The sequence below is a fragment of the Marseilla massiliensis genome (genome assembly GCF_023336985.1).
In the GTDB taxonomy this organism is placed as follows: domain Bacteria; phylum Bacteroidota; class Bacteroidia; order Bacteroidales; family Bacteroidaceae; genus Prevotella; species Prevotella intestinigallinarum.
On sequence record NZ_JAMBLP010000016.1, the window covers coordinates 1 to 24,097 of the forward strand.

Here is a 24,097-nt window from a genome sequence, read left to right on the forward strand (position 1 = left end):
ATGATGGCGGCGATAAAACAAGCCCAAGGCGGTCAAAAGGGGGATTTGGGTTAAAAAACAAAACCGTTTGTTTTGTGTTGTCTGCGATTTGATGTAACTTTGCAGAAGTCAAAAACAAACTGAGGCAAAGGAGCGGCCTGCCGCGCCATGCAACCAAAAACAAGACAAATGAAAAAACTGATTTCAGCTATCGCCGCACTGTGCGTGTCGGCGCCAATGGCTTTCGGACAAGTGCCAAAGCCGGTTGAGGATGTGAACAAAGTAGTAGACAACACCCCCGACAGTATAGCCAAAGCCCTGATGTCACGCCCCGCGCCGGGCACCACACGCAAGAAAGGCAAGCCCGTGGCCTTCTTCATCGGCGACTCAACCATGCGCAACGGCACTCTCGGCAACGGCAACAACGGGCAGTGGGGATGGGGCTTTTTCATCAGCGACTACTTCGACCCGACGAAGATAAGCGTTGAGAACCAGGCCCTCGGAGGCATGAGCACACGCACATTCTACAAGCAGCTGTGGCCCGACATACGCAAGGCGTTGCGCCCGGGCGACTGGGTGATCATCTCGCTGGGCCACAACGACAACGGCCCATACGACAGCGGACGGGCCCGCGCCGTGCTGCCCGGCACCGGCAACGACTCGATCATTGTGACGATAAAGGAGACCGGCGCCAAGGATACCGTATATACCTACGGCGGCTACATGCGCAAGTACATCGAAGAGTGCCGCAAGGCAGGGGCCAACCCCGTGCTCATGTCGCTCACCCCGCGCGACGCCTACGGCAAGGACGGCAAGATTGTGCGCAAGCAACAGAGCCAATGGCTCGAGCAGATAAGCCGCGAGCAAGGAGTGCCCTACGTAGACCTCAACGAGATATCGGCCGCCAAGCTCGACAAGTACGGCCGCTGGAAGGAGAGCTACCATTTCTACAAAGACCACATACACACCAGTAAGTTCGGCGCCGAGATGAACGCCCGCTCCGCAGCCGAGGGCATTGCGGCAAGCACCGACCCCGCCCTGGCTCCGCTGCAGGCCATGATGCACAACGTCGAGCTGCCCACCGTTGCCGTGAAACGCGAGAAGGGCAAGCCGGTGGTGTTCATCACGGGCGACTCGACGGTCAAGAACACCGACAAAGACCCCGACGGCATGTGGGGATGGGGGTCGCAGGCATACACCGTGTTCGACTCGACGAAGGTCACCTGCGCCAATTGCGCCAAGGCCGGACGCTCAACCCGCACCTACCTCAACGAGGGGCGGTGGGACCAAGTGTACAATTCGCTGCAGCCGGGCGACTTTGTCCTCATTCAGTTCGGCCACAATGACATAGGCCCCATCGACGACAAGAAAATGCGGGGCGTCATACCCGGCACCGCCGACTCAAGCCATGTGTACCGCATGAAAGACTCGGGCATGTATGAAGTGGTATATACCTTCGGGTGGTACCTGAAGAAATTCATCCAAGACGTGCGCGAAAAGGGAGCCACACCCATACTCCTCTCGCTCACACCGCGCAACGAATGGCCCGGCGGAAAGATTGAGCGCCGCAACGACACCTACGGCAAATGGTACCGCGAAGTGGCCAAGGAGACCGGCGTAGAGTTTGTAGACGTACACAACATCACCGCCGACTACCTCGACAAGAAGTGCGGCAGCAAGGAGAAGGCCATGGAGTACTACAACCGCGACCACACCCACACGTCGCTGCTCGGCGCACAGACCAACGCCAAGAGCGTGGCAAAGGGGCTGCGCGACATAAAGAGCCCGCTGGCGGATTACTTGAAATAACCCGCCAAACGGGGTTTGGGACATTGCATTGCCACCATCGCCGCAGTGACCCCACGGGCCACTGCGCCATTGGCACCGCCACGGCCTAAGCCGCAAAAGGCACAGCCGGGCACGGAGGCACAAGCCGGCCGCGACGCGACGGTGGCAATGCACCCCCCGAAACCCACCCGCAATGACAAGACAACCATAAATCACAACCGGCCCACGGCACCCGAGCCGCAAGGCCAAGACATCGAAACCTCATCACTTCAATGATAGACAGAGCCACCGTAGAACGCATTCTCGACGCCACGGAAATAGTAGACGTGGTGTCTGAATTCGTGACGCTGCGCAAGCGAGGGGTAAATTACGTGGGGCTGTGCCCCTTCCACGACGACAAGACCCCGTCGTTCTACGTATCGCCAACCAAAGGGGTGTGCAAGTGCTTTGCCTGCGGCAAGGGAGGCAACGCCGTGCACTTCCTCATGGAGCACGAACAGATAACCTACCCCGAAGCCCTGCGCTGGCTCGCAAGGAAATACAACATAGAGATAAAAGAGCGGGAACTGAGCGACGAAGAGAAGCGCGAGGCCGGCGAACGCGAGAGCATGTTCATCGTCAACGAGTGGGCGCTGGAATACTTCCAGGGTGTGATGGCCAACGACCCCGACGGACGCGCCATAGGCAAACAGTACTTCAGAAGCCGCGGCTTCCGCGACGACATCATCAGCAAGTTCCAGCTTGGCTACGCGCTACCGCGACGCGACGCCCTCTCAACGGCCGCCAAGGCCAAGGGATACAAGGAGGAGTTCCTCGTGAAGACAGGCCTGTGCTACCGCAAGGACAGCGGGGAGCTGGTCGACCGGTACGCCGGGCGCGTGATATTCCCGTGGATTAACGTGAGCGGCAAGGTGGTGGCCTTCGGCGGACGGCTGCTCGACTCGCGCACCAAAGGCGTGCAGCAGAAGTATGTCAACTCCTCCGACTCGGAGATATACCACAAGGACCACGAGCTCTACGGCATCTACCAGGCCAAGAAATCGATAGTCAAAGAAGACCGGGTGTTCATGGTCGAGGGCTACACCGACGTCATCTCGATGCACCAGTGCGGCATAGAGAACGTGGTGGCCAACTCGGGCACGGCCCTCAGCCTGCACCAGATAAGGCTGCTCAGGCGCTTCACGCCAAACATAGTGCTGCTATACGACGGCGACGAGGCAGGCATACACGCGGCCATGAGGGGCACCGACATGCTGCTGTCTGAGGGGATGAACATCAAGGTGCTTATACTGCCCGACGGCGACGACCCCGACAGCTTCTCGCGAAAGCACACCGCCGAGGAGTTCAGGGCGTACATCGACGACCACCAGACCGACTTCATTGAGTTCAAGACCAAGCTGATGCTCAACGGCGTGACAGACCCGGTGAAACGCTCGGAGGCCATAAGCAGCATTGTGAAGAGCGTTTCCGTGATTCCCGACCAGATAACCCGCGACACTTACCTGCACGAGTGCTCCGTGAGACTGCAGATGAGCGAGCGCACGCTGATAGCCACAATGAACCGCTTCATCAGCGGCGAACGCGAGGAAAAGGCCAAGGAGGCCGAACGAGAAGAGCGCAGGATGGCGCGCGACGCGGCTGAGGCAACAACAGGAAACGCCCCCATCGGACTGCATACCGACGACGAACAGACACGGCAGGTGGAAAGGATGATAATACAAGAGGTGCTCCGCCACGGCGACGAGATAATATTCGAAGGGCTCGAAACAGACGACGGGCAGACCGTCAACCTGTCTGTCGCGCAATACATCGACTACGATCTCGCGCAAGACGGGCTCAAATTCACCGACGAACTCTACAACCGCATACTCGCAGAAGCCGTGGAACACAGCACGGAAGAAGGGTTCAGGGCCGAGAACTACTTCCTCCACCACCCCGACATCGACATAAGCGCACTGGCCGGACAGCTCGCGCTGAGCCCCTACAGGCTGAGCCGGAGCCTCGAAATGAAGCATACGGCCGACAACCTGCGCCAGCGCGTGACCCACCTGGTGCTCGACCTAAGGATGAACATTGTAAAGAAACACCTCAAAGACATACAGGCACAGATGCGCATGGCGGGCTCCGACATGGACCGCATAAGGCAACTGATGGAGGAATACAAGGAGGCCCAGCAACTGCGCGATGTGCTGGCACGCCGCATAGGCAGCGACCTCGTGGTATGACCAGCCCGCCGCTAAGTGGCCGTAGTGCCTTGTCAACTATTCACAACCAACATTACAAAGCAATCATGTATTACATAGAAAAAAGACTGGAGATATCTGCGAGCCACCAACTCAGGCTCAACTACGAGAGCAAATGCTCGAGGCTGCACGGCCACAACTGGATTGTCACCATCTTCTGCCGGGCAAAAGAGCTCGACGAAAACGGCATGGTGTGCGACTTTACGCACATCAAGGCGAGGATACACGACTATCTTGACCATGGCAACCTCAACGAACTGCTGCCTTTCAACCCCACGGCAGAGAACATGGCGCGATGGTGCGTGGAGCAAGTGCCAAACTGTTACAAAGCCATTGTGCAAGAGAGTGAGGGCAACACTGCCACATACGTCAGGGATGAAGAGGATTAACGAGATATTCAACTCGCTGCAGGGCGAGGGCCACAACACCGGGAGAGCCGCGGTGTTTGTGCGATTCGCCGGATGCAACCTGCGCTGCCCGTTTTGCGACACCGACTTCGCCACAGGCCGCGAGATGAGCGACAGCGACATCGTGGAAGCCGTCTCGGCATACGACGCACGCTTCGTGGTGCTCACAGGAGGCGAGCCCACGCTGCAGGCCGATGCCGCCCTGACCGCCAGGTTGCACGGGGCGGGCTTCGAGATTGCCATGGAGAGCAACGGCACAAGGCCTGCACCTAACGGCATCGACTGGCTCACCATTTCGCCAAAGCAACAGTTTCTGGGCGAGGCGGCGCGCCCGGTGGTAAGGCGCTGCAACGAACTGAAGTGCCTGTTCGACGGGCGCACGCCCGTGACCGACTTCGGGATAGAGGCCGACTATTACTATCTGCAACCCTGCGACATGGGGGGCGGGCCCGCCGACGAGCGCAACCGCCGCATCACCGAGGCCTGCATCGACTACATACTGAGCCACCCGCAATGGCGGCTGTCGCTGCAGACGCACAAGCTTACAGGCATAAAGTGACGCCTGCATGGGCCGCAAGGCCTGGCGCCAACGGCCCGGCAGGCCACCAACACAGAGCCCGCAATGATCCGAGAAATGGACTTGCGGGCTCTTTTGTATGTGCGCACAACGGCCAACCAAGGTTAAAATGAACCTGAAACAGGCCCAACCAGCCCCAACAACGAGGGCCACCAGCATTGCCCGGCTTACCCGGCAACAATGGAAAACCTGCCCCAAAACAATGAAAGACCAACCCGCCCGCAGCAACATACCGACTGCACAGAGACACCAAACAACCTGTTTTAATTGACAAAACGAAAGAAAAAGCAAAATCAAACCTACATTTCCTTAATTTATGACGTATTTGATTAACACGCCGTAACATTCGGGCGTTCGTCTATACACAGCCATGCAGCCAGCAAAAGGCAAAGCCGACACACCCCGGCACAAACTTCGTAAAAAAGCCGACACACCGCAAACAGCATACACCATCTCGTATGTTAAATCCCGAAAACCAACAAATGGCCCAGTGAAATGCGTTAACGAGAACACCGTTAAACATTAAAACTTTAATAGATAACCTTTTTACGGTGTTTCAATCTTTAGTAATTTTGGGCAAAATTATAACTAATCAAAACACAGAAAAGCCATCCGCTGCAAGCCTCCGTGACGGCGGCAGCAACCGCAGCAGGCAGCCATGCCACCCGCGATGGCTATCTGAAACAACACAAAAACCACACGCCAAGCCCGTGTGCCGCAAAGCATGACGGGCCAAAGTGGCTAACATTATTAAATATAATTACAAAACCATTACTACTATGCATGAGGGATTTAAAACAAAGTTGGCACTGACAGCATCAATGCTGCTGTGCCTCTCTGCCCCGATTGGGCTGCCGCCAACACGCGCGGCAGCCCAAAACAGGCCACAAAACGCCACTGTCGGCGGCACTGTGACCGATGAAAGCGGCGAAGCCATCATCGGCGCGAGCATCGTTGTCGACGGCAGTGGCGCCACCATCGGCACCGTCACGGACATCAACGGGAAGTTCTCGCTGAACGTCAAGCCCGGCACCATGCTGCGAATATCCTATGTCGGCTATGCCACCATGACCGCAGAGGCGCGCCCGGGGATGGTTGTCACGCTGAAGGAAAACGCCAACGAGCTTCAAGGGGTTGAAGTAGTGGCCTACGGAACGCAAAAGAAAGTGACGGTGACCGGCGCCATCTCCAGCATCAAGGGTGAGGACTTGGTGCGCACCCCGGTAAGTTCAATCAACAATGTGCTGGCCGGCCAGCTCACAGGAGTGACCACAGTGCAATACTCGGGCGAGCCGGAGAGCGACGCCGCGAGCGTGTTCGTGCGCGGCCAGGGCACCTGGACCGACTCCGAGCCGCTGGTGCAGGTTGACGGCGTTGAGCGCTCGATGAGCGACATCGACTACAACGACATCGAGAGCATCACCGTGCTGAAAGACGCTTCGGCCACGGCCGTGTTCGGCGTGAGGGGAGCCAACGGCGTAATACTGATAACCACAAAGCGCGGCCAGAGCGGGAAGACGCGCGTGAGCGGCTCTACTTCTTACAGCATACTGACGCCGACAAAGATGGTTGAGCAGACCTCGAGCTATGAGTACGCCCTGTTCTACAACCAGATGCGCGCCAACGACGGCGGCGAGCCCATGTTCTCTGACGAAGTGATACAGAAGTTCAAAGACGGAAGCGACCCCATACGCTTCCCGAGCACCAACTGGGCCGACTACATCATGAAAGACGCCACACTGCAGACACAGCACAACGTGAACATAAGCGGAGGCGGAGAAAACGTGCGTTACTTCATCTCTGCGGGGGCGTTCACGCAAGGCGGACTGTTCAAGCAGTTCAACCAAGACTACAACAACAGCTACAGCTACAACAGGTTCAACTACCGTGCCAACCTCGACGTCGACGTGACAAAGACCACCACGGTGTCGATGAACATCGCGGGCAACGTCAGCAACGCCCACAAGCCGTACACAGGGCAGGGCGCGTCGGGCATGATAAAGGCCATGTACCAGGCAACCCCGTTCTCGAGCCCGGGCATAGTTGACGGCAAGCTGGTGTACACGGCCACCGACTACGACGACGTGCAGCTGCCGTTCACGGGCGGGTCGGGCATGACCTACTACGGGTCGGGCTTCATGAACACCCAGGTGAACAAGCTCAACATGGACCTCATAGTCGACCAGAAGCTCGACTTCATAACCCGCGGCCTGTCGATCAAGCTGAAAGGGTCGTACAACAGCGCATACGACGTGTAAAAAAACGGGGCGGCAAGCGTGGCCACATACACCCCGGTGAAGCAAGACGACGGCACCATAGCCTACAAGAAGTCGGGCAGCGACGAGCCCGTGAGCTACTCGACCGACACCGACAAAGACCGCGACTGGTACGTCGAGGCGTCGCTCAACTACGCCCGCGACTTCGGCAAGCACTCCGTCACGGGCCTGCTGCTGTTCAACCAGAGCAAAGAATACTACTACTCAAGCACCGAATACCCCGACCTGGCGCGCGGGTATGTGGGCCTCGTGGGCCGACTCACCTACGACTATGCCGACAAATACCTCGCCGAGTTCAACGTGGGCTACAACGGCTCCGAGAACTTCGCGCCCGAAAACCGCTTCGGAACATTCCCTGCAGGCTCGGTGGGATGGGTGATAAGCGAAGAAAAGTTCTTCAAGCCGCTCTCAAAGGCCGTGAGCTTCCTCAAGCTGAGGGCCTCGTGGGGCCTCGTGGGCAACGACAAGGTGGGCGGCTCGCGATTCATGTACCTCTCCGACCCGTACGCCGTGAACAGCGAAGGCACCTTCTCGCGCGACTACCGCGGATATGCCTTCGGAATAGAAAACAGCACGGTGCACAAGGGCGCCTACGAATCGTCGAAGAACAACGCCGAGGTTACGTGGGAGAAAGCCTTCAAGCAAGACTACGGCATAGACATCAACGTGCTCGACAACCGCCTGCGCACCTCGTTCGACTACTACCTCGAGCACCGCACCGACATACTGCTCACCGACGAGAGCGCCCCGTCGCTGATAGGCTTCACGGTGCCATACACCAACCAGGGCGTGGTCGACAGCTGGGGATGGGAGCTGTCCATGAAGTGGCAGGACGACATTAACAAGGACTTCCGCTACTGGGCCGGCATCAACCTGTCGTACAACCAGAACGAGATAAAGGAGAAGAAGGAAGCCCCGATGAACAACGAGTACCAGTATGAAAAGGGCCACCGCATAGGCTCGAGGAGCCAATACCTGTTCTGGAAGTACTATTACGAAGGCTGCGAAGAAGACTATGAGGCCGAGTTCGGGCAGGAGTTCCCCACCCAGATAGTCTCCAACGACAAGCTGCAGCCCGGCGACGCCATCTATGTCGACCTCGACGGCAACGGGAAAATAGACGAAAACGACATGAGCCGCGACTACGGGTACACCGACGACCCCGAGTATGTGGCCGGACTGAACCTCGGTTTCAAGTGGAAAGACCTCAGCCTGTCCATGCAATGGACTGCCGCCTGGAACGTGAGCAGGCAGATATCCGACGTGTTCAGGCAGCCATTCCTCAACGCTTCGGGCAACACCGAGGGCGGACTGCTAAAATATCACGTGGAAAACACGTGGACTGTGGAGAACCCTTCGCAGGATGCAGAGTACCCGCGGGCCACATGGGAGAACGCAAACCAGAACTACGCCACCTCCACTCTGTATGAAAAAGACTCAAAATACCTCAGGCTAAAGTCGCTCGAACTGGCCTACGACTTCCACTTCCCATTCATGAAGGCCATAGGCATGAGCCAGTTCCAGCTCTCGCTGAGCGGCTACAACCTGCTGACATTCACGCCTTACATCTGGGGCGACCCCGAGGCAAGGGCCAGCAACTCGCCGTCATACCCGCTGCAGCGCACCTACACGCTGTCGCTCAAGATGGCCTTCTGACAGCAGCCTGCGGGCCACGCCCACGCCGAAGCCACGGGCGGGCGGCACAGCCACGGCGGCAAAAAAAACTTACACCAGCCTGGCCGCACCGCGAAATGGGCCATACAGCGCCACGAAACGGGCCGAACGGCATGGCGAAACAGCCCGTCCGGGCATACAGAACGGGCCATATTGCAACGCCATGCGCAACCCGGGCGCAACCCGCTGTGGCACAGCGGAATGGCAAGCCACGACGGGGCGGCCCGCAACAAGCAAAAAATCATTACGCACGAGGCTCACCAATGCCTCGGCAGAATCACTAAAACAACAACAGACATGACACTAAACACGAAACTGGCCAAAGCATTGGCCAAAGCCGTGGCAGCCATTGCCATGGTTTTAACGACGGCATCATGCACTGACAACATAGCCTTCGGCAACGACTTCCTCGACAAGGCTCCGAGCAACTCGACAACGAAGGACTCCGTGTTCAGCAAGGCAGAGTATGCCGAACAGTTCCTCACGGGGGTCTACTCGCTGCAATACTACGGCATACCCTACCGCAGCAGCTCGTCGGCGCCACTGTCGGCCAGCTACTGGCAGGGCAAGTTCGACGCGCTGACCGACATATACCACCTCCACTTCCCCAGCTCGTCGATATACCAGAGCTACTACACCGAGACGTTCACCGCCAGCTCCGACGGCAGCATATACGGCTTCGACACCGAGAACGTCTGGGAACTGGTGCGCGCAGCCTACCTGTTCCTTGAGAACGTAGGCTCCGTGCCCGACATGAGCGACGACGACAAGGCCGTCTTCAGCGGCGAGGCCAAATGCCTCATAGCGTCGGCCTACTTCAACCTATTCAAGTTCTACGGCGGGCTGCCAATAGTGAAAAGCTCATTCACCGGCCTCGACGAGAGCTACTGGATGCCCCGGGCCACGGTGGACAGCACCGTGACTTTCATGACCGGACTGCTCGACGAGGCTGCCGCCGTGCTGCCATGGGCCTACACCGGCACCGAGGCGCAGACCGAGACCGGCCGCTGGACCCGCGCCGGGGCCATGGCCCTGAAGTGCAAGATTCTGCAGTTTGCCGCCTCGCCACTGTTCAACAGCAACCAGCCTTACTACGGCGGCACCACCGAGGCAGAGCAACAGCACCTCGTTTGGTACGGGGGCTACAACCAAGACCTGTGGACACAGTGCCGTGAGGCGTGCGACGAGTTCTTCGACGCCCTTGCCGCCAACGGATACTACGAGATGACAGAGCCGGCCGGGACGACCACAGCCGACTACCGCTACGCCTTCCGCTACGGCTACGTCAACCAGGCCAGCACCGAAGTGATACACTCCGTGAGGGTGAGCACGAGCACACACGACAGCAAATACTCCGCCTATACGCTCATGGGCGACAACGAACGCTATGCCTACACGCCCACACAGGAATACATCGAGATGTTTCCGTGGAGCGACGGCACGCCGTTCGACTGGGAAAAAGACAGCCTGGCAGGGCTCCTCGACCAGATGTTTGTCAAGGGAGACACCGTCGAGGGGCTGCAAGACTTGCAGAACCGTGTGCTCACCCGCGACCCGCGCCTCTATGAGACGGTGCGCATCAACGGCGTGCCGCAGGTCACCGAATGGTCGTCGGGCAAGTGCAGCGGCGACATATTCGAGTCGTGGGTGGGCGGAACGACAGCCCTCAACCAGCCCAAGACCGAGACCGGCGTGTTTGCCACGGGATATGCCAACAACAAATACTACGTAGGGTCGTGCTACGACCGCCAGGCGCCACAGTGGGACGTGCTGCGCATGTCCGACCTATACCTCACTTACGCCGAAGCTCTGCTGCAAGCCGACAACGACTTCACCCGTGCCATAGAATACGTAGACAAGGTCAGGGCGCGCGTGGGGCTGAAAGGGCTCGTGGAGTGCAACCCCGACAAGCCGCTGACCACCGACAAAGACAGCCTCATGGAGGAAATACTGAGAGAGAGGGCCTGCGAGCTGGGATTTGAAAACGAGCGCTACTTCGACCTCATACGCTACAAGCGGGCCGACATCTTCTCAAAGAGGCTGCACGGACTGCGCATATACCGCCTGGTGAAAAACGAAGAGACGGGCGAGTGGGAACGCTCGGAGACAAAGTGGACCGACGGCGACAAGAAGACCGACAGCGACGACCCGACGGCCAGCGGGTTCTATGAGCCAACGCACTTCGACTATGAGCGCTTTGAGCTCACGCAGCCCGTGAGGCTCGCGTGGACCAACGGCTTCGACCCGAAGTGGTATCTCTTCCCCTTCCCACAGACTGAGATAAACAAAGGCTACGGCCTCGTGCAGAACCCGGGGTGGTAACACTGCCACACCATTGACAACAAACAAACCCAACAAACATGCAAACAATGAAAGCAAACAAAATAATGGCGGCAGCCATAATGGCCTGCGCCGCCATGCCGGCAGCGGCACAGAGTGACAGCACCGGGCTGAAGTCGGCTGCCGAGTCGTTCGCCGCAACGCCCATAGATGTGGGCGCCGACGTGACCATACCGCTCGAAGAGTCGACAGCCGCCGTCTCGGTGATAACCTCGGCCACCACCGACAGGCGCAGCTCGCGCAACATAGCCAACTCCATTCTCGGCCAGGGCACGGGCCTGGTGAGCCTGCAGAACTCGGGCTCATACAGCGACACAGACCCAACTTTCTATGTGCGCGGCCTGCAGTCGCTCTCTACCAGCACGCCGCTGGTGCTCGTCGACGGCATTGAACGGAGCATAAGCGACATCACACCCGGCGAGGTGGAGTCGGTGCAGATACTGAAAGACGCGGCCGCGGTGGCACTCTACGGCTACAAAGCGGCCAACGGAGCCATACTGGTGACCACGAAGCGGGGCAAGTACAACACCAAGACGGTGAAGTTCAGCTACGACCATGAGTGGCAGTTCATGGTGAAGAAGCCCCAATTCGTAGACGCGGCGACATACGCCGAGGCCGTCAACGAGGCACGGTCCAACGACGGCCTATCGGCCAAATACACCACCGACGAGATCAACGCGTTCCGCTCGGGCCAGTACCCATACCTCTACCCCAACGTCGACTGGGTGAACGAGACCTTCCGCAACCACGGCGTGGCCAACAAATACAACATGGAGTTCAGCGGCGGAGGCAAGGCGTTCCGCTACTTCACCTACATCAACCTGACCACGAACAAGGGGTTTGTGGCCAACGCCGACGCCAACTCGGGCTACTCTACGCAAGACAAGTACACCAAGGGGAGCATCCGCGTCAACCTCGACGCCGACATAACGCGCACCACAAAGATGAAGGTCAACCTGCAGGGGGTGCTCGACGAAACCAGCGGGCCGTCGGCCGACCTGTGGGACTTGGTCTACTCCGTGCCGGCGGCAGCCTTCCCCATCAAGACCGAGAGCGGCCTGTGGGGCGGCACCTCGACCTGGAGCGGCACGCTCAACCCCGTGGCCCAGTCGGCGGGGGCGGCCTACGTGAAGAACCACTCGCGCAGCCTCACATCCGACATCACGCTCTCGCAAGACCTCTCTGGGCTGCTCAAGGGGCTCAAGGCCAGCGTGCGCGTGGGCTACGACAACAGCTCCAACGTATACGAAGACCACAGCAAGACCTACGACTACGGCAGCCTGACGCCGGGCCAGTGGGTTGACGGCGAGCCCACGGTGTCCGCCGAATACAAGGTGACGGCCGCATCAGAGATGGGAACGTCGGCCGAGACCAACGCATACGCGGCCCGCTTCCATTTCGACGCAGGCCTAAACTATGCCAACACCTTCGGCAACCACTCTGTATACTCGCAGTTCAAATGGGACTACGAATACGAAGACGAGACAGGACTCAACACCACCGTCTACCGCCAGAACGTGTCGTGGTACACCCACTACGGCTACAAGGGACGCTACTTTGCCGACCTTGCCCTCGTAGGGTCGGGCTCCAGCCGCCTCGCCCCGGGCACCAAGTGGTCGTTTTCGCCCACTGTCTCGGCCGCATGGGTCATCTCGAAGGAGAACTTCATGGCCAAGGCCAAATGGCTGAACCTGCTCAAACTGCGCGCTTCGTTCGGCATTATCAACGCCGACTACCTGCCCGGCGACGACGTCTGGACGTATTACACGCAGCAGTATGTGACCACCGGAGGCACCTACCCGTTCACAAGCTCGTGGACTTCGGAGTTCGGGCGCACCTACCTCGACCGACTCGCCACCGAGAACCCGGGCCACGAGAAAGCCTACAAGTACAACGTGGGCCTCGACGCATCGCTGTTCGGCTGCCTCAACCTGACGTTCGACGCCTACTACCAGCGGCGTACGGACATCTGGGTAGAAGCCGACGGCAAGTACACTGCGTTGATTGGCCAGGACGCCCCCTACGAAAACGCGGGCATCGTCGACAGCTGGGGATTCGAGGCCGGGGCCGACTTCAGCCGCAAGGTGGGCGCGGTGACGCTCACCGCCGGGGCAAGCGTGAGCCTGAACCGCAACAAGATAGTGGAGCAGATGGAAGAGCCTCGCCTCTACGACAACCTTGTACAGACGGGCCACTCGGTCGGGCAGATATACGGCCTGAAGGCCATTGGCTTCTTCGAGGACGAGGAAGACATAGCCAACAGCCCCACACAGACGTTCAGCACCGTGAAACCGGGCGACATAAAGTATGAGGATGTCAACGGCGACGGGCAGATAGACTCTAACGACGAGGTGGCCATAGGCTACAGCGACGACGCCCCCGAGCTATACTTCTCGCTGAAGCTCGGAGCCGAGTGGCGCGGGCTGGGATTCTACGCGCTGCTGCAAGGCACCGGCAGATACTCGGCAGTGCTCAACACCAAGAGCATGTACTGGGGCCTGGTAGACAACACCACCATATCGCAATACGCCTACGAAAACCGCTGGACGGCCGACAACAAAGACGCAAAGTACCCGCGCCTGAGCTCGCAGAGCAACGCCAACAACTACCAGACCAACACGATATGGCTCGAAGACCGCTCGTTCCTCAAGCTGCGCACGCTGGAAGTGTACTACAACCTGCCGCGAAAGCTGCTCGACGCGTCGCGGTTCATTAGCGAGGCCAAGCTCTACCTGCGCGGCACCGACCTCTTCAGCATCGACCACCTGGCCGTGTCCGACCCTGAATCGTATGGCGCCACCGACCCGCTGACGCGCAGCATAACCGCCGGGCTGGCCGTGACGTTCTGACCATAAGCCGCCTGTGCCGCCACCGGGCGCACAGTACAGACGACGCGGTCTCGGCAAAACGCATGGCACCAACACACCCGAAGGGCAACCGTCTGTCAGCCAGCGAGTTGCAAAACGGGCCATATTGCAATGCGAAACTGGCCGTTTGAGCACTTGAAACGGCCCGTTTTGCGAGGCCAAAAGCCCCCCAGGCAAAGCACTGGGCCCCGGGCGGTGCAGGCGGACCACGCTCACAACCATTATTCACCATGCCAGCAGGCACGCAACGGCGCCAAGCCAAGCTGCCGAAGGCACCAACCACACATACATAACACATGACAACAAAAACAATGACAAGGACATTGCAAACGGCCATTTGCGCCACGATAGCGCTGGCCATGGCTGCATGCTCCGACCGGATGGACTACCATGAATATGTAGTGAAGGACAAGGAGCAGATCACCGCCACGTTTGAAGACGTGGGAGGATTCATGACCGACATCTACAACCACGTCGACTACGACTACGGACAATACTATTCGGGCGCCGTGCTCGGCTCGGCCAGCGACGAGGCCGAATACGCCCTGCAAGGCAACGCCATCGAAGACTTCTACAACGGGGCATGGAGCGCAACCAACGCAAAGGAAACACTGTGGAACGACATGTACGAGGGCATAGCCGCATGCAACGTCTACATCGACGAGTTCACGGGGCTCACGTTCGACGACCTCGTGCTCAACAGCGACTACGAGAAGCAGCTCTACCGCTACAACAACTATGAATGGGAGGCGCGGTTCATGCGCGCATACTTCTACTTTGTGCTGGCAAGGCAGTACGGCGGGGTGCCTCTGGTCACCCAGACCCAGAGCTACGACATCACCAACGCGCTGCCCAGGGAGTCGAGCGACAGCATCTTCAGCTTCATCATAAGCGAATGCGACGCAATAAAAGACTCCATAATAGCCGACTACTCTGACCTTGGGGCCATGGACATGGGAGCCAACGAGACGGGCAGGGCCGACAGGCTGGCCGTGCTCGCGCTCAAGGCCAGGGCCGCACTCTACTGGGCCAGCCCGCTGTTCAACCCCGATGACGACGCCACGCGGTGGTACAACGCAGCCCTGTATACCAAGCAGCTCATCGACGAATGCACCGAACGGGGCAAGAGGCTGGCCGACGACTATGAGTCGCTGTGGGCAACCGACAACTACAGCAACGCCAACATCATGTGCGAGATAATATTCGGAAGGCGTGTCTACGGCTCTGGCAGCGAAGACGTGTCGAGCACGTTCGAGTCATACAACTACCCCGTAGGCATTGAAGGCGGCAACGGGGGCAACTGCCCTACGCAGACGCTGGTCGACGCCTACGAGTTTGTCAGCGGCGACAGCGCCGGGCTCAGGCCGAAAGACCTGGCCGACTACGACCCCGACAAGCCGTATTACGACGACCGCGACCCGCGCTTCTATGTCACGGTGGCCAAGAACGGCGACGAAAACTGGCCCAGCTCCAACACCACCCCGCTGCAAACCTACTACGGGGGGATAAACGCCGAGCCGCTCACAGGGGGCACGCCGACGGGCTATTACGTCAAGAAGCTGTGCCACTCGGCCATCGACCTGTCGTCGAACAGCTCTTACGAGGCCGACAACCACACATGGGTGACGTTCAGGCTCGGTGAGTTCTACCTCAACTACGCCGAGGCTGTGTTCAAATACCTGGGCAGCCCGTATGCCACCGACGGCGAACTGACCATGAGCGCGGCCGACGCACTCGACAAGACGCGCCTGAGGGCCGGACTGAAAAGCCTCAGCGAGGTGCGGCCGGGCATGACCAACGACGAGTTCTGGGACGTTTACAAGACCGAACGCATGGTTGAGCTGGCCTTCGAGGGCCACCGCTTCTGAGACGTGCGCCGCTGGAAGGAGGCCGACGAGCACTTCACGTCGGTCGACGAGATGAAGCTCACGCTCAATTCCGACAGCACCATCAGCTACGAACGCAACACGGTGAGCCGCACATGGGACGACAAGATGTACCTGTTCCCCATCCCCCAGTCTGAAATACAGAAGAACCCTAACCTCACGCAGAACCCCGGCTGGTAATGGCCACGGCAGCACCGTGGGCGGCAACGTCTACGGCACAGCCCCACATCAAGGCCCCCGAGCACTGACCCTCACAGTGAACGGGGGCCATTTTGCCGCCATACCTGTCACTTTTCGGCCGCAACGCTTGCCCATGTCGAAAATTTTGGTGATATTTGCGCTACGGTATGTGCCGGGGCAACGCCGCCGCCATTGCAAAGCCATGCGCCCGGCGGCAAGCAACCGCACAGACGCCACCCCGCAACGCGCCCCGGAGGGGCTATTAACATACAGCCAATGCACGGACTCTACCTCACAGGTGTAATCATCAATGAGATAATAGCAGCCGTGGCCATCGTCCACGTGCTGATGGACAACCGCCAGCCGGCCAAGACCATGGCATGGGCGTTGGTCATCTTCTTCGTGCCTGTTGTGGGCATATTGCTCTACGTCTTCTTCGGCATAAACACACGCAAGGAGCGCATGATGAGCCAACGCAGCATGGACCAGCTCACCAAACGGTCGATGCTGGAGTTCGCCGAGCAGCACGACCTGCACCTGCCCGAGGCCTACAGGCAGACAATCGACCTGTTTGTAAACCAGAACATGGCCATGCCTTTCAACAACACCAAGGCCGACATCTACACCGACGGGCACTCGTTCTTCCTCGAACTGTTGCACGCCATAGGCCAGGCGCGCCACCACATACACATCGACATGTACATATTTGCAGACGACGCGCTTGGCAATCTCGTTGCCGACGCCCTCATAGACAGTTCGCGCCGCGGCGTCGAGGTAAGGGTGATATACGACGATGTGGGCTGCTGGAACGTGAGCCACCGGTTCTTCGAGCGCATGCGCGAAGGCGGCGTGGACGTCAGGCCGTTCCTCCCCGTAAGGTTCCCTACGTTCACCGGCAAGGTGAACTACCGCAACCACCGCAAGATTGTGGTCATCGACGGGCGCACGGGATTCATCGGCGGCATGAACATAGCGCTGCGCTATGTGAAGGGAACGGGCACCCAGGCATGGCGAGACACGATGGTGCGCATCACCGGCGGGGCGCTCTACGGGCTGCAACGGGCTTTCCTGGTCGACTGGTATTTCGTTGACCGCACGCTCATATCAAGCCGGAAATACTATCCCCAGCCCGATGGCAGCGTGGCATCGGCCTGCATCGCGCAGATAGTTACAAGCAGCCCGATAGCCCCCTACCCCGACATCATGCAGGGATATGTGCGGATAATCCTCGGCGCACGGCGCTACATATACATCGAGACGCCCTACTTCCTGCCCACGGAGCCCGTGCTCTTCGCCCTGAAGACGGCTTCGGTGGGAGGCATCGACATACGCATCATCGTCCCGAGGCACAGCGACAGCAGGTTTGTAGAGTGGGCGGGGCGGTCGTATCTGCGCAACATGGTCGAGGCGGGAGTGAAGATTTACATGTACACTGCGGGGTTCATGCACAGCAAACTGCTCGTGTGCGACGACTCGCTCGCCACATGCGGGTCGACAAACGTAGACTTCCGAAGCTTTGAAAACAACTTTGAGGGCAACGCGTTTTTCTACGACGAAGAGACGGCCATGCGCTTCAAGCAGGTCTTCCTGGCCGACCAAGAGCGGTCGGTGCTGTTCAAAGACACCGCACAAGGCAAGCAGCCAAACTTCATGGCGCGCCTTTGGGAGAGCCTGATCAGGCTGCTCTCGCCCGTGCTTTGAGCCGGGCTGCGCCCCAAGGGCTGGCGCAATGGACTGTCACAGGGCCGCAGCCATGGCACGGCGGGGCGCCAAGGGCTGTGGGGCGCATACAAAAAAAGGCTGGCAAACGTCAGCCCTTGAATATCGAAAAGTTAACGCTGCCGTACTCACGGCGCTCGATGAAGTGGGCATCGGAGCTGAAATCGTTCTTCGCCCCGTGCTCAAGCACGAACACACCGCCCTCAGACAGTATGCCCGAAGTGAAGACCATGCCCGGTATGGCGGCCAGTTCACCGAGCGCATAAGGAGGGTCGGCGAAGATGAAGTCGAACTTCTGGCGGCACGACTTGACAAACCTCAGCGCGTCGGCGCGCAGCGGCAGGCAGTTGACTGCCCCTATCTTGGCCAGGCACTGCTTGATGAAGGCGTGGTGGTCGCGGTCTATCTCGACGCTGACCACGCGGTCACAGCCCCTTGACAGTAGCTCGAGCGTGATGCTGCCCGTGCCCGAGAAGAGGTCGAGGGCCAGCTTCCCTTCCAGGTCTATGTGCCCCGCGAGCACGTTGAATATGTTCTCCTTGGCGAAATCGGTGGTCGGCCTGGCCTTGAACGAGCGTGGTATGTCAAAGCGGCGCCCCTTGTACAATCCTGTTATTATCCTCATATTGTCATCTGCCTTTCACATAGTAAGCTACCAAATCGTAGGGCATGCCCTTGACGAGCGTTGCCGGCGAACGGTTGAAGTCGCCCACAGGGTTTATCACATAGGCCCTCAACAGAAACTTCCTGAGCTCTTCCAATATCCACTCCCGGTCGGGAATGTCGCCCACGATGTGCATCTCGTCGTGCTCGGGCTTCAGCGCCAGCTGCTTCCAGACGTAGAGAAGGAAGTACAGAGCGTCGTGTGCGTGGCCCGCATCAAAGGCGTTGCAGTACTTGAAACGGTTCTGGGCGAAGCTGAACACCTCCAGTTTCTTGTCGTGGAAATAGCCGTACAGCTTGCTGCGCGTGCCTATGAAGCTGCGCTGGTGCAGGTATTTCCACACGGGAGTCATGGCACAATTCACCCTCACGTCGGCAAAATGGTCGTCGACAACGAGCTTAAGGTCCTTGTTGACCGAGAAGAGTGCCACGGCGTTGAGCTCGGGCAAGACGTTGAACATCACCCTGTCGGCATTCTGCTTCGGGAACGAGTGGCGGTAGAGAGTGTCGGCGTCTGGCTCGCAGAACATGTCGACAGGCACCATGAGCACGGGCGAATCGACCATGAGCATGGCCCTCTTGAAATCCATCGATGGCAGCTCGGCGGTCTTGAATGCCTCGCGCAGGTTGGCCGCCATGGATATTCCGCTCCTCACGGTGTAGGGTTCGAATGTCACTCCGCTTCCCTCCGGCCCCGTCTTCAATGCCGAAAACGAAAGCGAATGGCGGCTGACGCGTATTGTGAGCCGCCTTCCGCCACTTTGTAAGTTGGTGTTTTGGGATGTATCCATTGTCTGTTGGGTCTTCTTTTGTGCAAAGGTAGCACAAAAAAACGAGAGGAAGAAACTAACGATTGTGTTTTTGGCATATTGCCGTCTACAACGCAAAGAGAGGCAGGACACGGCCCGCCTCTCTGTTGCATGGTCACCAATTCGACTCCGAACCGCCTCCGCCGGAGTCGCCTCCGCCAAAGCTGCCGCCGCTGAAGCCTCCGCCCACGCCGCCGCTGCCGCCCCGTCCGCCGTTCAACAACGAGCCGAGCAGCATGCCGGTGAGGAAAGAGTGCAGTCCGCCGCCGCGGTCGTCGCCATCGCCCTCGTCGGTTTCGTCGACCTTGATGCGCCCGCATTTCCCGCAGACGTAGACATCCTTGCGCATCAGGTGGCCGTTAATGGCCCTGTAACGGTCGCGCGACATGATGTTGAGCGCGCGCTTGCCACAGTACGGGCAACGCTTCTTGCGCTGTCCGAACACCCCCGACATGTATAGCACGAATACCACTATGCCAAGCAACATTACCAGTGCCGCGATGTCGGAGCCATTGTCCTGCCGACCATCTGGCTGCATGGTGCCGTCGAGCACGGCGCAAACGGCCTTTGCACCGGCCACCATTCCGCCGTTGATGTCGCCGCGCCTGAACGCCGGCACCATCAGTTGCGACTGTATGCGCTTGCACTTGGCGTCGGTAAGGAAGCCTTCTATGCCGTAGCCTGTGTGCATCCTTATGCTGCGCTGGTCGGCTACATAGAGTATTAGCAGGCCGTTGTTGCTGTCGCCCTTGCCTATGCCCCAGTGCCTGAAAAGGCTTTGCGCAAAGTCGAAGGGTGCCTGACCGCCTATTGACGGCAGCACCACCACGGCCACCTCGATGCCTGTCGACGCCTCTAGGCGGCCGAACATGGCGTCGATGGTGTCGCGTGCAGTGGCCGACATGAGCCCCGCCGGGTCGGCAACGTAGCGCCTTGCGTCATGCACGTGCACGTTGGGCACTGTCTCGACGGTGTAAGCCCTGCCTGGTTCCTGTGCCCAGGCAGCCGCGACGATGGCGAATGCCAATATGAAAAACAGCGTGAGTCGTCTCATCGCCTATGGTCAGAATTTCACCTCGGGTGCCTTCTCTGCCCCGCTCTCGGCCTCGAAGTACGACTTCTTGTCGAATCCGAACAGGCCGGCAAGTATGTTTTTGGGGAAGCGGCGTATGGCCACGTTGTATGCCTTGGCCGCATCGTTGAAGTCTTTGCGTGCCACCGTGATGCGGTTCTCGGTGCCTTCGAGCTGCGACTGCAGCTCAAGGAAGTTCTGGTTTGCCTTCAGGTCGGGGTACTGCTCACGTATGGCGAGCAGCTTGCCCAGCGCCGCCGTCAGCTCGCCCTGCGCCCTCTGGAACTGCGCCAGCCTCTCGGGGGTGAGCTCCGAGGCGTCTACCTTTATCTGGGTGGCCTTGCTCCGCGCCTCGATCACGCCCTCGAGCGTCTCTTGCTCGTGCGTGGCGTAACCCTTGACCGTGTTCACGAGGTTTGGGATGAGGTCGGCCCGGCGCTGGTATTGGGTCTCAACGTTGGCCCACTTACCGGCCACCTGCTCGTCCATAGACACGAGGCCGTTATATCCTGTCACACACCAAAGCAGGAGAATCACTACGACCGCCCCTGCGATAATCCATCCTAAATGTTTCTTTACGTTCATTTTTATATTGGTTAATGATTTATGTATAATCGTGACTGGGCCTATTCCCAACTTCCGACGGTGCTCCCGGGCTTGCTTCTGTCGCCGAACCTGATGCCCGGGTATTGCCCTTTAGCCTTGGCCTTGGCCACCACGTCGGCCACGCTGGCGGCGTCGAGGCCCGACAGGAAGTCTTCGTAGAGCGCGCCGCACTCAACGGTTGGCTGCCTGTTGCCGGCCTTGGTGACCGCCGTGCCGGCCTCTATGCTGAAGCGCTTGCCGCCGCCGAAGGGTATCACTGCCACCGTGTCGGCCATGTAACCGGCCGCCACGAGCGTGTCGAGCGAGCCGCAGAAGCGGCCGTGCTCGCGCATATACCTTACCTGGGCGTCGCGTATGGCCACGAGGCGCTGCCTTACCAGCGACTCGCGCTGGCGCCTTTCTTTGTCGAAGCCTACAGGAACGACTATGCTCCTCACACATACCAACAGCAACAACAATGCCACAACAGACAGCAATATGTTGGTTTTCTTGTTTCCAGATGCCATATCAGTAATTCTCTAAAGCCTTTATTCGCTTTTCCGTTCGCTTGCGTTTCTTTGCGGTGAAGATGGAGAAGAAGTCGAACGAAACCACCGGGGTTTGCCTCGGCATGTACTTGTTCTCTTCCTTGAGCTTGCCCAGCATGTTGCTTATGCCGGCGCTCACCTGTGGCATGCTGCCATAGATGACCACCTCCCTGATGGCATTGAACGTGCGCATCAGGGCCACCGTGTCGGTCAGTTCGCTGCAAAGCAGATGACGCGACAGGTAACCCTGCCGCCCGAGCACTATGCTGTCGGCCTCGGCCGGTACGGTGAATTCACCGCGGTAGTTGCTGCGGTACTGGCTTATGAGAGCCGTGTCGACAGTGACGACCACCCCGCTGAGGGGGACGCCCGTCTCCATGTCGACAACGACGCATTCTCTTTGCGCTGCTGCCCCAAGGCTCACCATCAAGCCGATAGACGCCAATACATGCCTCACCGACATAACCTTATGTATTTAATATTGTTATATTTTCACAAAGATAGGCGTTTCTTGTGAACCTGGCAAGCCCCGACGGCATGAGTTGTTTATTTTTTTGATGTTTTAATCTTTATTTCGCGCATTTTCCGTATCTTTGTTTCTGACTAACGCAACACGACATGATGACAGACGCACTAACCGACATGGTTACCCGCGAACTGGGCTTTGCCCCCACTGCCGACCAGCGGAAGGCCATAGCCACGTTCGCTTCGTTCATGACAGCACGCTCAGACATGGCGGCCATGCTTATGCGCGGTTCGGCCGGAACGGGCAAGACCACGCTGGCCTCGGCCATTGTCAGGTCGCTGGCGGCGCTGCGGTGGCGCATGGTGCTGCTGGCACCTACGGGCCGGGCGGCCAAGGTGTTTGCACTGAACGCCGGCCACAGGGCCTACACCATACACCGCAGGATATACCGGCAGAAGGCCCTCAGGGCCGACATGGGCGGGTTCAGCCTGAACAACAACCTGCACTCCGACACCCTGTTCGTGGTCGACGAGGCGTCGATGATTGCAAACAGCAGCGCCGGCGAGGCGGCTTTCGGCAGCGGTTGCCTGCTCGACGACCTCGTGGAATACGTCTACAGCGGGCGCAACTGCCGACTGATGCTCATCGGCGACCGCGCACAGCTGCCGCCGGTGGGCGAGGCCGAAAGCCCGGCACTGTCGGCCGGGGTGATGGAAGGCTACGGACTGACGGTGTTCGAGGCCGAGCTCGACGAGGTGATGCGCCAAGGCAACGGCTCGGGGATACTGTTCAACGCCACTGTCATCCGGCGGATGATTACGCACGACGAGCTGACGGGGCTGCCCATGATTGCTTTCAAGGGGTTTGCCGACATTTGCATAGTCAACGGCGACGAGCTGATCGAGGCGCTGGCGTCGAGCTACAGCCGGGCGGGCACCGACGAGACCATCGTGATAACGCGGAGCAACAAGCGGGCGGTGGTCTACAACCGGGGCATCAGGGCCATGGTGCTCGGGCGCGAAGAGGAGCTCACCACGGGCGACATGGTGATGGTGGTGAAGAACAACTACCACTGGACCGAGAATGAGCGCAGGGCCGAAGCCGCCGCAGCAGGCACCGAGGCGGCGGGCGGAAAGGACAGCGACGATGGCGGAGACGACGCCGAGGCAGTGCCGGCGTTCCTTGCCAACGGCGACAGGGCAGTGGTAAGGAGGGTGCGCCGCTGCCGTGAGCTCTACGGGTTCCGCTTTGCCGACGTCACCTTTTCGCTGCCCGACTACGACGACTACGAGCTTACGGCAACCACGCTGCTCGACACTCTGGCCTCTGAGGCGCCCGCGCTGACAAGGGAACAAAACGAACAGCTGTTCAACGCCGTGATGGACGACTACGCCGACGTGCCGCTCAAGGCCGACAGGATAAGGAAACTCAAGCAAGACCCGTATTTCAACGCGCTGCAGGTGAAGCACGCCTATGCCGTGACTTGCCACAAGGCGCAAGGCGGGCAGTGGGCCCACGTATACGTAGACCAGGGATACATGACCGACGACATGCTCACTCCGGCCTACCTCCATTGGCTATACACAGCCTTTACACGGGCCACCGAGAAACTGATGCTCGTAAACTGGCCCGCCACCCAGAATGCCGATGCGCAATGAGCGGAGCACGGCGGCACAGCATTTTATGTAAAGATATATTCACGCCCGGCCCTGCGACGCAACAGCCTGGCCCACTGTGGGTTGCAAGATGGCCCCGATTGCAGTCCGAAACGGCCCGAACCAGCAGCCCGAACGGCCTGTTTCGCAATGCCATACGGCCTGTTTCGCAACCAACAACCGCAACAACGCCGGCCGGGCACGGCCTTTGTAAACATTTGACATGGCATCGGGCCTCGCCCGCGGGCAGGGCCGACACGGCGGCATGCCACCGGAGCTTCGGCCCCGGACAGACGGCTGGAGGCGTTTATCAGCCGTACAGCGCTTGCAGTGTCGGCCAAAATTTGTACCTTTGCAGATGGC

At 59.1% G+C, this 24,097-nt stretch carries 14 protein-coding genes and 2 pseudogenes; 10 read left to right on the plus strand and 6 right to left on the minus strand.

The features are described from left to right. Positions 1-168: 168 nt before the first annotated feature. The 9 genes and pseudogenes from M3089_RS11050 (at position 169) to cls (ending at position 17,918) form a co-directional block, all read left to right on the plus strand. Positions 169-1,788: a rhamnogalacturonan acetylesterase gene (locus tag M3089_RS11050; RefSeq protein WP_249084132.1), complete on the plus strand. Its 1,620-nt coding sequence runs from the start codon at positions 169-171 to the stop codon at positions 1,786-1,788. A gap of 251 nt (positions 1,789-2,039) precedes the next feature. Next, positions 2,040-3,992: a DNA primase gene (dnaG, locus tag M3089_RS11055; protein ID WP_249084133.1), complete on the plus strand. Its 1,953-nt coding sequence runs from the start codon at positions 2,040-2,042 to the stop codon at positions 3,990-3,992. Between the two features lie 65 nt (positions 3,993-4,057). Continuing rightward, positions 4,058-4,399, plus strand: a complete 342-nt coding sequence (gene queD, locus M3089_RS11060) for a 6-carboxytetrahydropterin synthase QueD (RefSeq protein ID WP_205107232.1) — start codon at positions 4,058-4,060, stop codon at positions 4,397-4,399. Next, positions 4,386-4,976: a 7-carboxy-7-deazaguanine synthase QueE gene (locus M3089_RS11065; protein WP_249084135.1), complete on the plus strand. Its 591-nt coding sequence runs from the start codon at positions 4,386-4,388 to the stop codon at positions 4,974-4,976. The genes queD and M3089_RS11065 overlap by 14 nt, the downstream gene beginning before the upstream one ends. An 839-nt stretch (positions 4,977-5,815) precedes the next feature. After that, positions 5,816-8,926 (plus strand): annotated as a pseudogene (locus tag M3089_RS11070) (SusC/RagA family TonB-linked outer membrane protein). 315 nt (positions 8,927-9,241) lie between these two features. Further along, positions 9,242-11,266 carry a RagB/SusD family nutrient uptake outer membrane protein gene (locus M3089_RS11075; protein ID WP_249084136.1) on the plus strand — a complete coding sequence of 675 codons (2,025 nt, stop codon included), beginning with the start codon at positions 9,242-9,244 and terminating at the stop codon, positions 11,264-11,266. A 47-nt stretch (positions 11,267-11,313) separates the two neighbouring features. Beyond that, positions 11,314-14,133 (plus strand): SusC/RagA family TonB-linked outer membrane protein, encoded by a 2,820-nt coding sequence (locus tag M3089_RS11080; RefSeq protein ID WP_249084137.1) that lies wholly within the window; start codon positions 11,314-11,316, stop codon positions 14,131-14,133. 329 nt (positions 14,134-14,462) lie between these two features. After that, a pseudogene (locus M3089_RS11085) lies at positions 14,463-16,217 on the plus strand (RagB/SusD family nutrient uptake outer membrane protein). A gap of 276 nt (positions 16,218-16,493) precedes the next feature. Further along, positions 16,494-17,918, plus strand: a complete 1,425-nt coding sequence (cls, locus tag M3089_RS11090; RefSeq protein ID WP_249084138.1) for a cardiolipin synthase — start codon at positions 16,494-16,496, stop codon at positions 17,916-17,918. 109 nt (positions 17,919-18,027) lie between these two features. Here cls and M3089_RS11095 read toward each other — a convergent pair whose 3' ends face one another. The 6 genes from M3089_RS11095 to M3089_RS11120 form a co-directional block, all read right to left on the minus strand. Further along, entirely contained in the window at positions 18,028-18,561 is a 534-nt protein-coding gene (locus M3089_RS11095; protein ID WP_249084139.1) for an RsmD family RNA methyltransferase, read from the minus strand. A gap of 4 nt (positions 18,562-18,565) precedes the next feature. Further along, complete coding sequence (locus M3089_RS11100) at positions 18,566-19,390, minus strand: DUF3822 family protein (RefSeq protein ID WP_205107244.1); 825 nt, start codon at positions 19,388-19,390, stop codon at positions 18,566-18,568. A gap of 133 nt (positions 19,391-19,523) precedes the next feature. After that, the gene (locus tag M3089_RS11105) at positions 19,524-20,462 is read right to left on the minus strand and encodes a TPM domain-containing protein (RefSeq protein ID WP_249084140.1); all 939 of its coding nucleotides are present in this window, start codon (positions 20,460-20,462) and stop codon (positions 19,524-19,526) included. 9 nt (positions 20,463-20,471) lie between these two features. Next, on the minus strand, positions 20,472-21,065 hold the full coding sequence (locus tag M3089_RS11110) for a LemA family protein (protein ID WP_205107248.1): 594 nt from the start codon (positions 21,063-21,065) through the stop codon (positions 20,472-20,474). 41 nt (positions 21,066-21,106) lie between these two features. Further along, the gene (locus tag M3089_RS11115) at positions 21,107-21,592 is read right to left on the minus strand and encodes a hypothetical protein (RefSeq protein ID WP_249084141.1); all 486 of its coding nucleotides are present in this window, start codon (positions 21,590-21,592) and stop codon (positions 21,107-21,109) included. A 1-nt stretch (position 21,593) separates the two neighbouring features. Further along, a complete protein-coding gene (locus M3089_RS11120) occupies positions 21,594-22,076 on the minus strand; it encodes a hypothetical protein (protein ID WP_249084142.1) in 483 nt (160 codons plus the stop codon). 155 nt (positions 22,077-22,231) lie between these two features. Here M3089_RS11120 and M3089_RS11125 point away from each other — a divergent pair, with 155 nt between their 5' ends. Then, positions 22,232-23,737 (plus strand): ATP-dependent DNA helicase, encoded by a 1,506-nt coding sequence (locus M3089_RS11125; RefSeq protein ID WP_205107252.1) that lies wholly within the window; start codon positions 22,232-22,234, stop codon positions 23,735-23,737. Positions 23,738-24,097 lie beyond the last annotated feature (360 nt).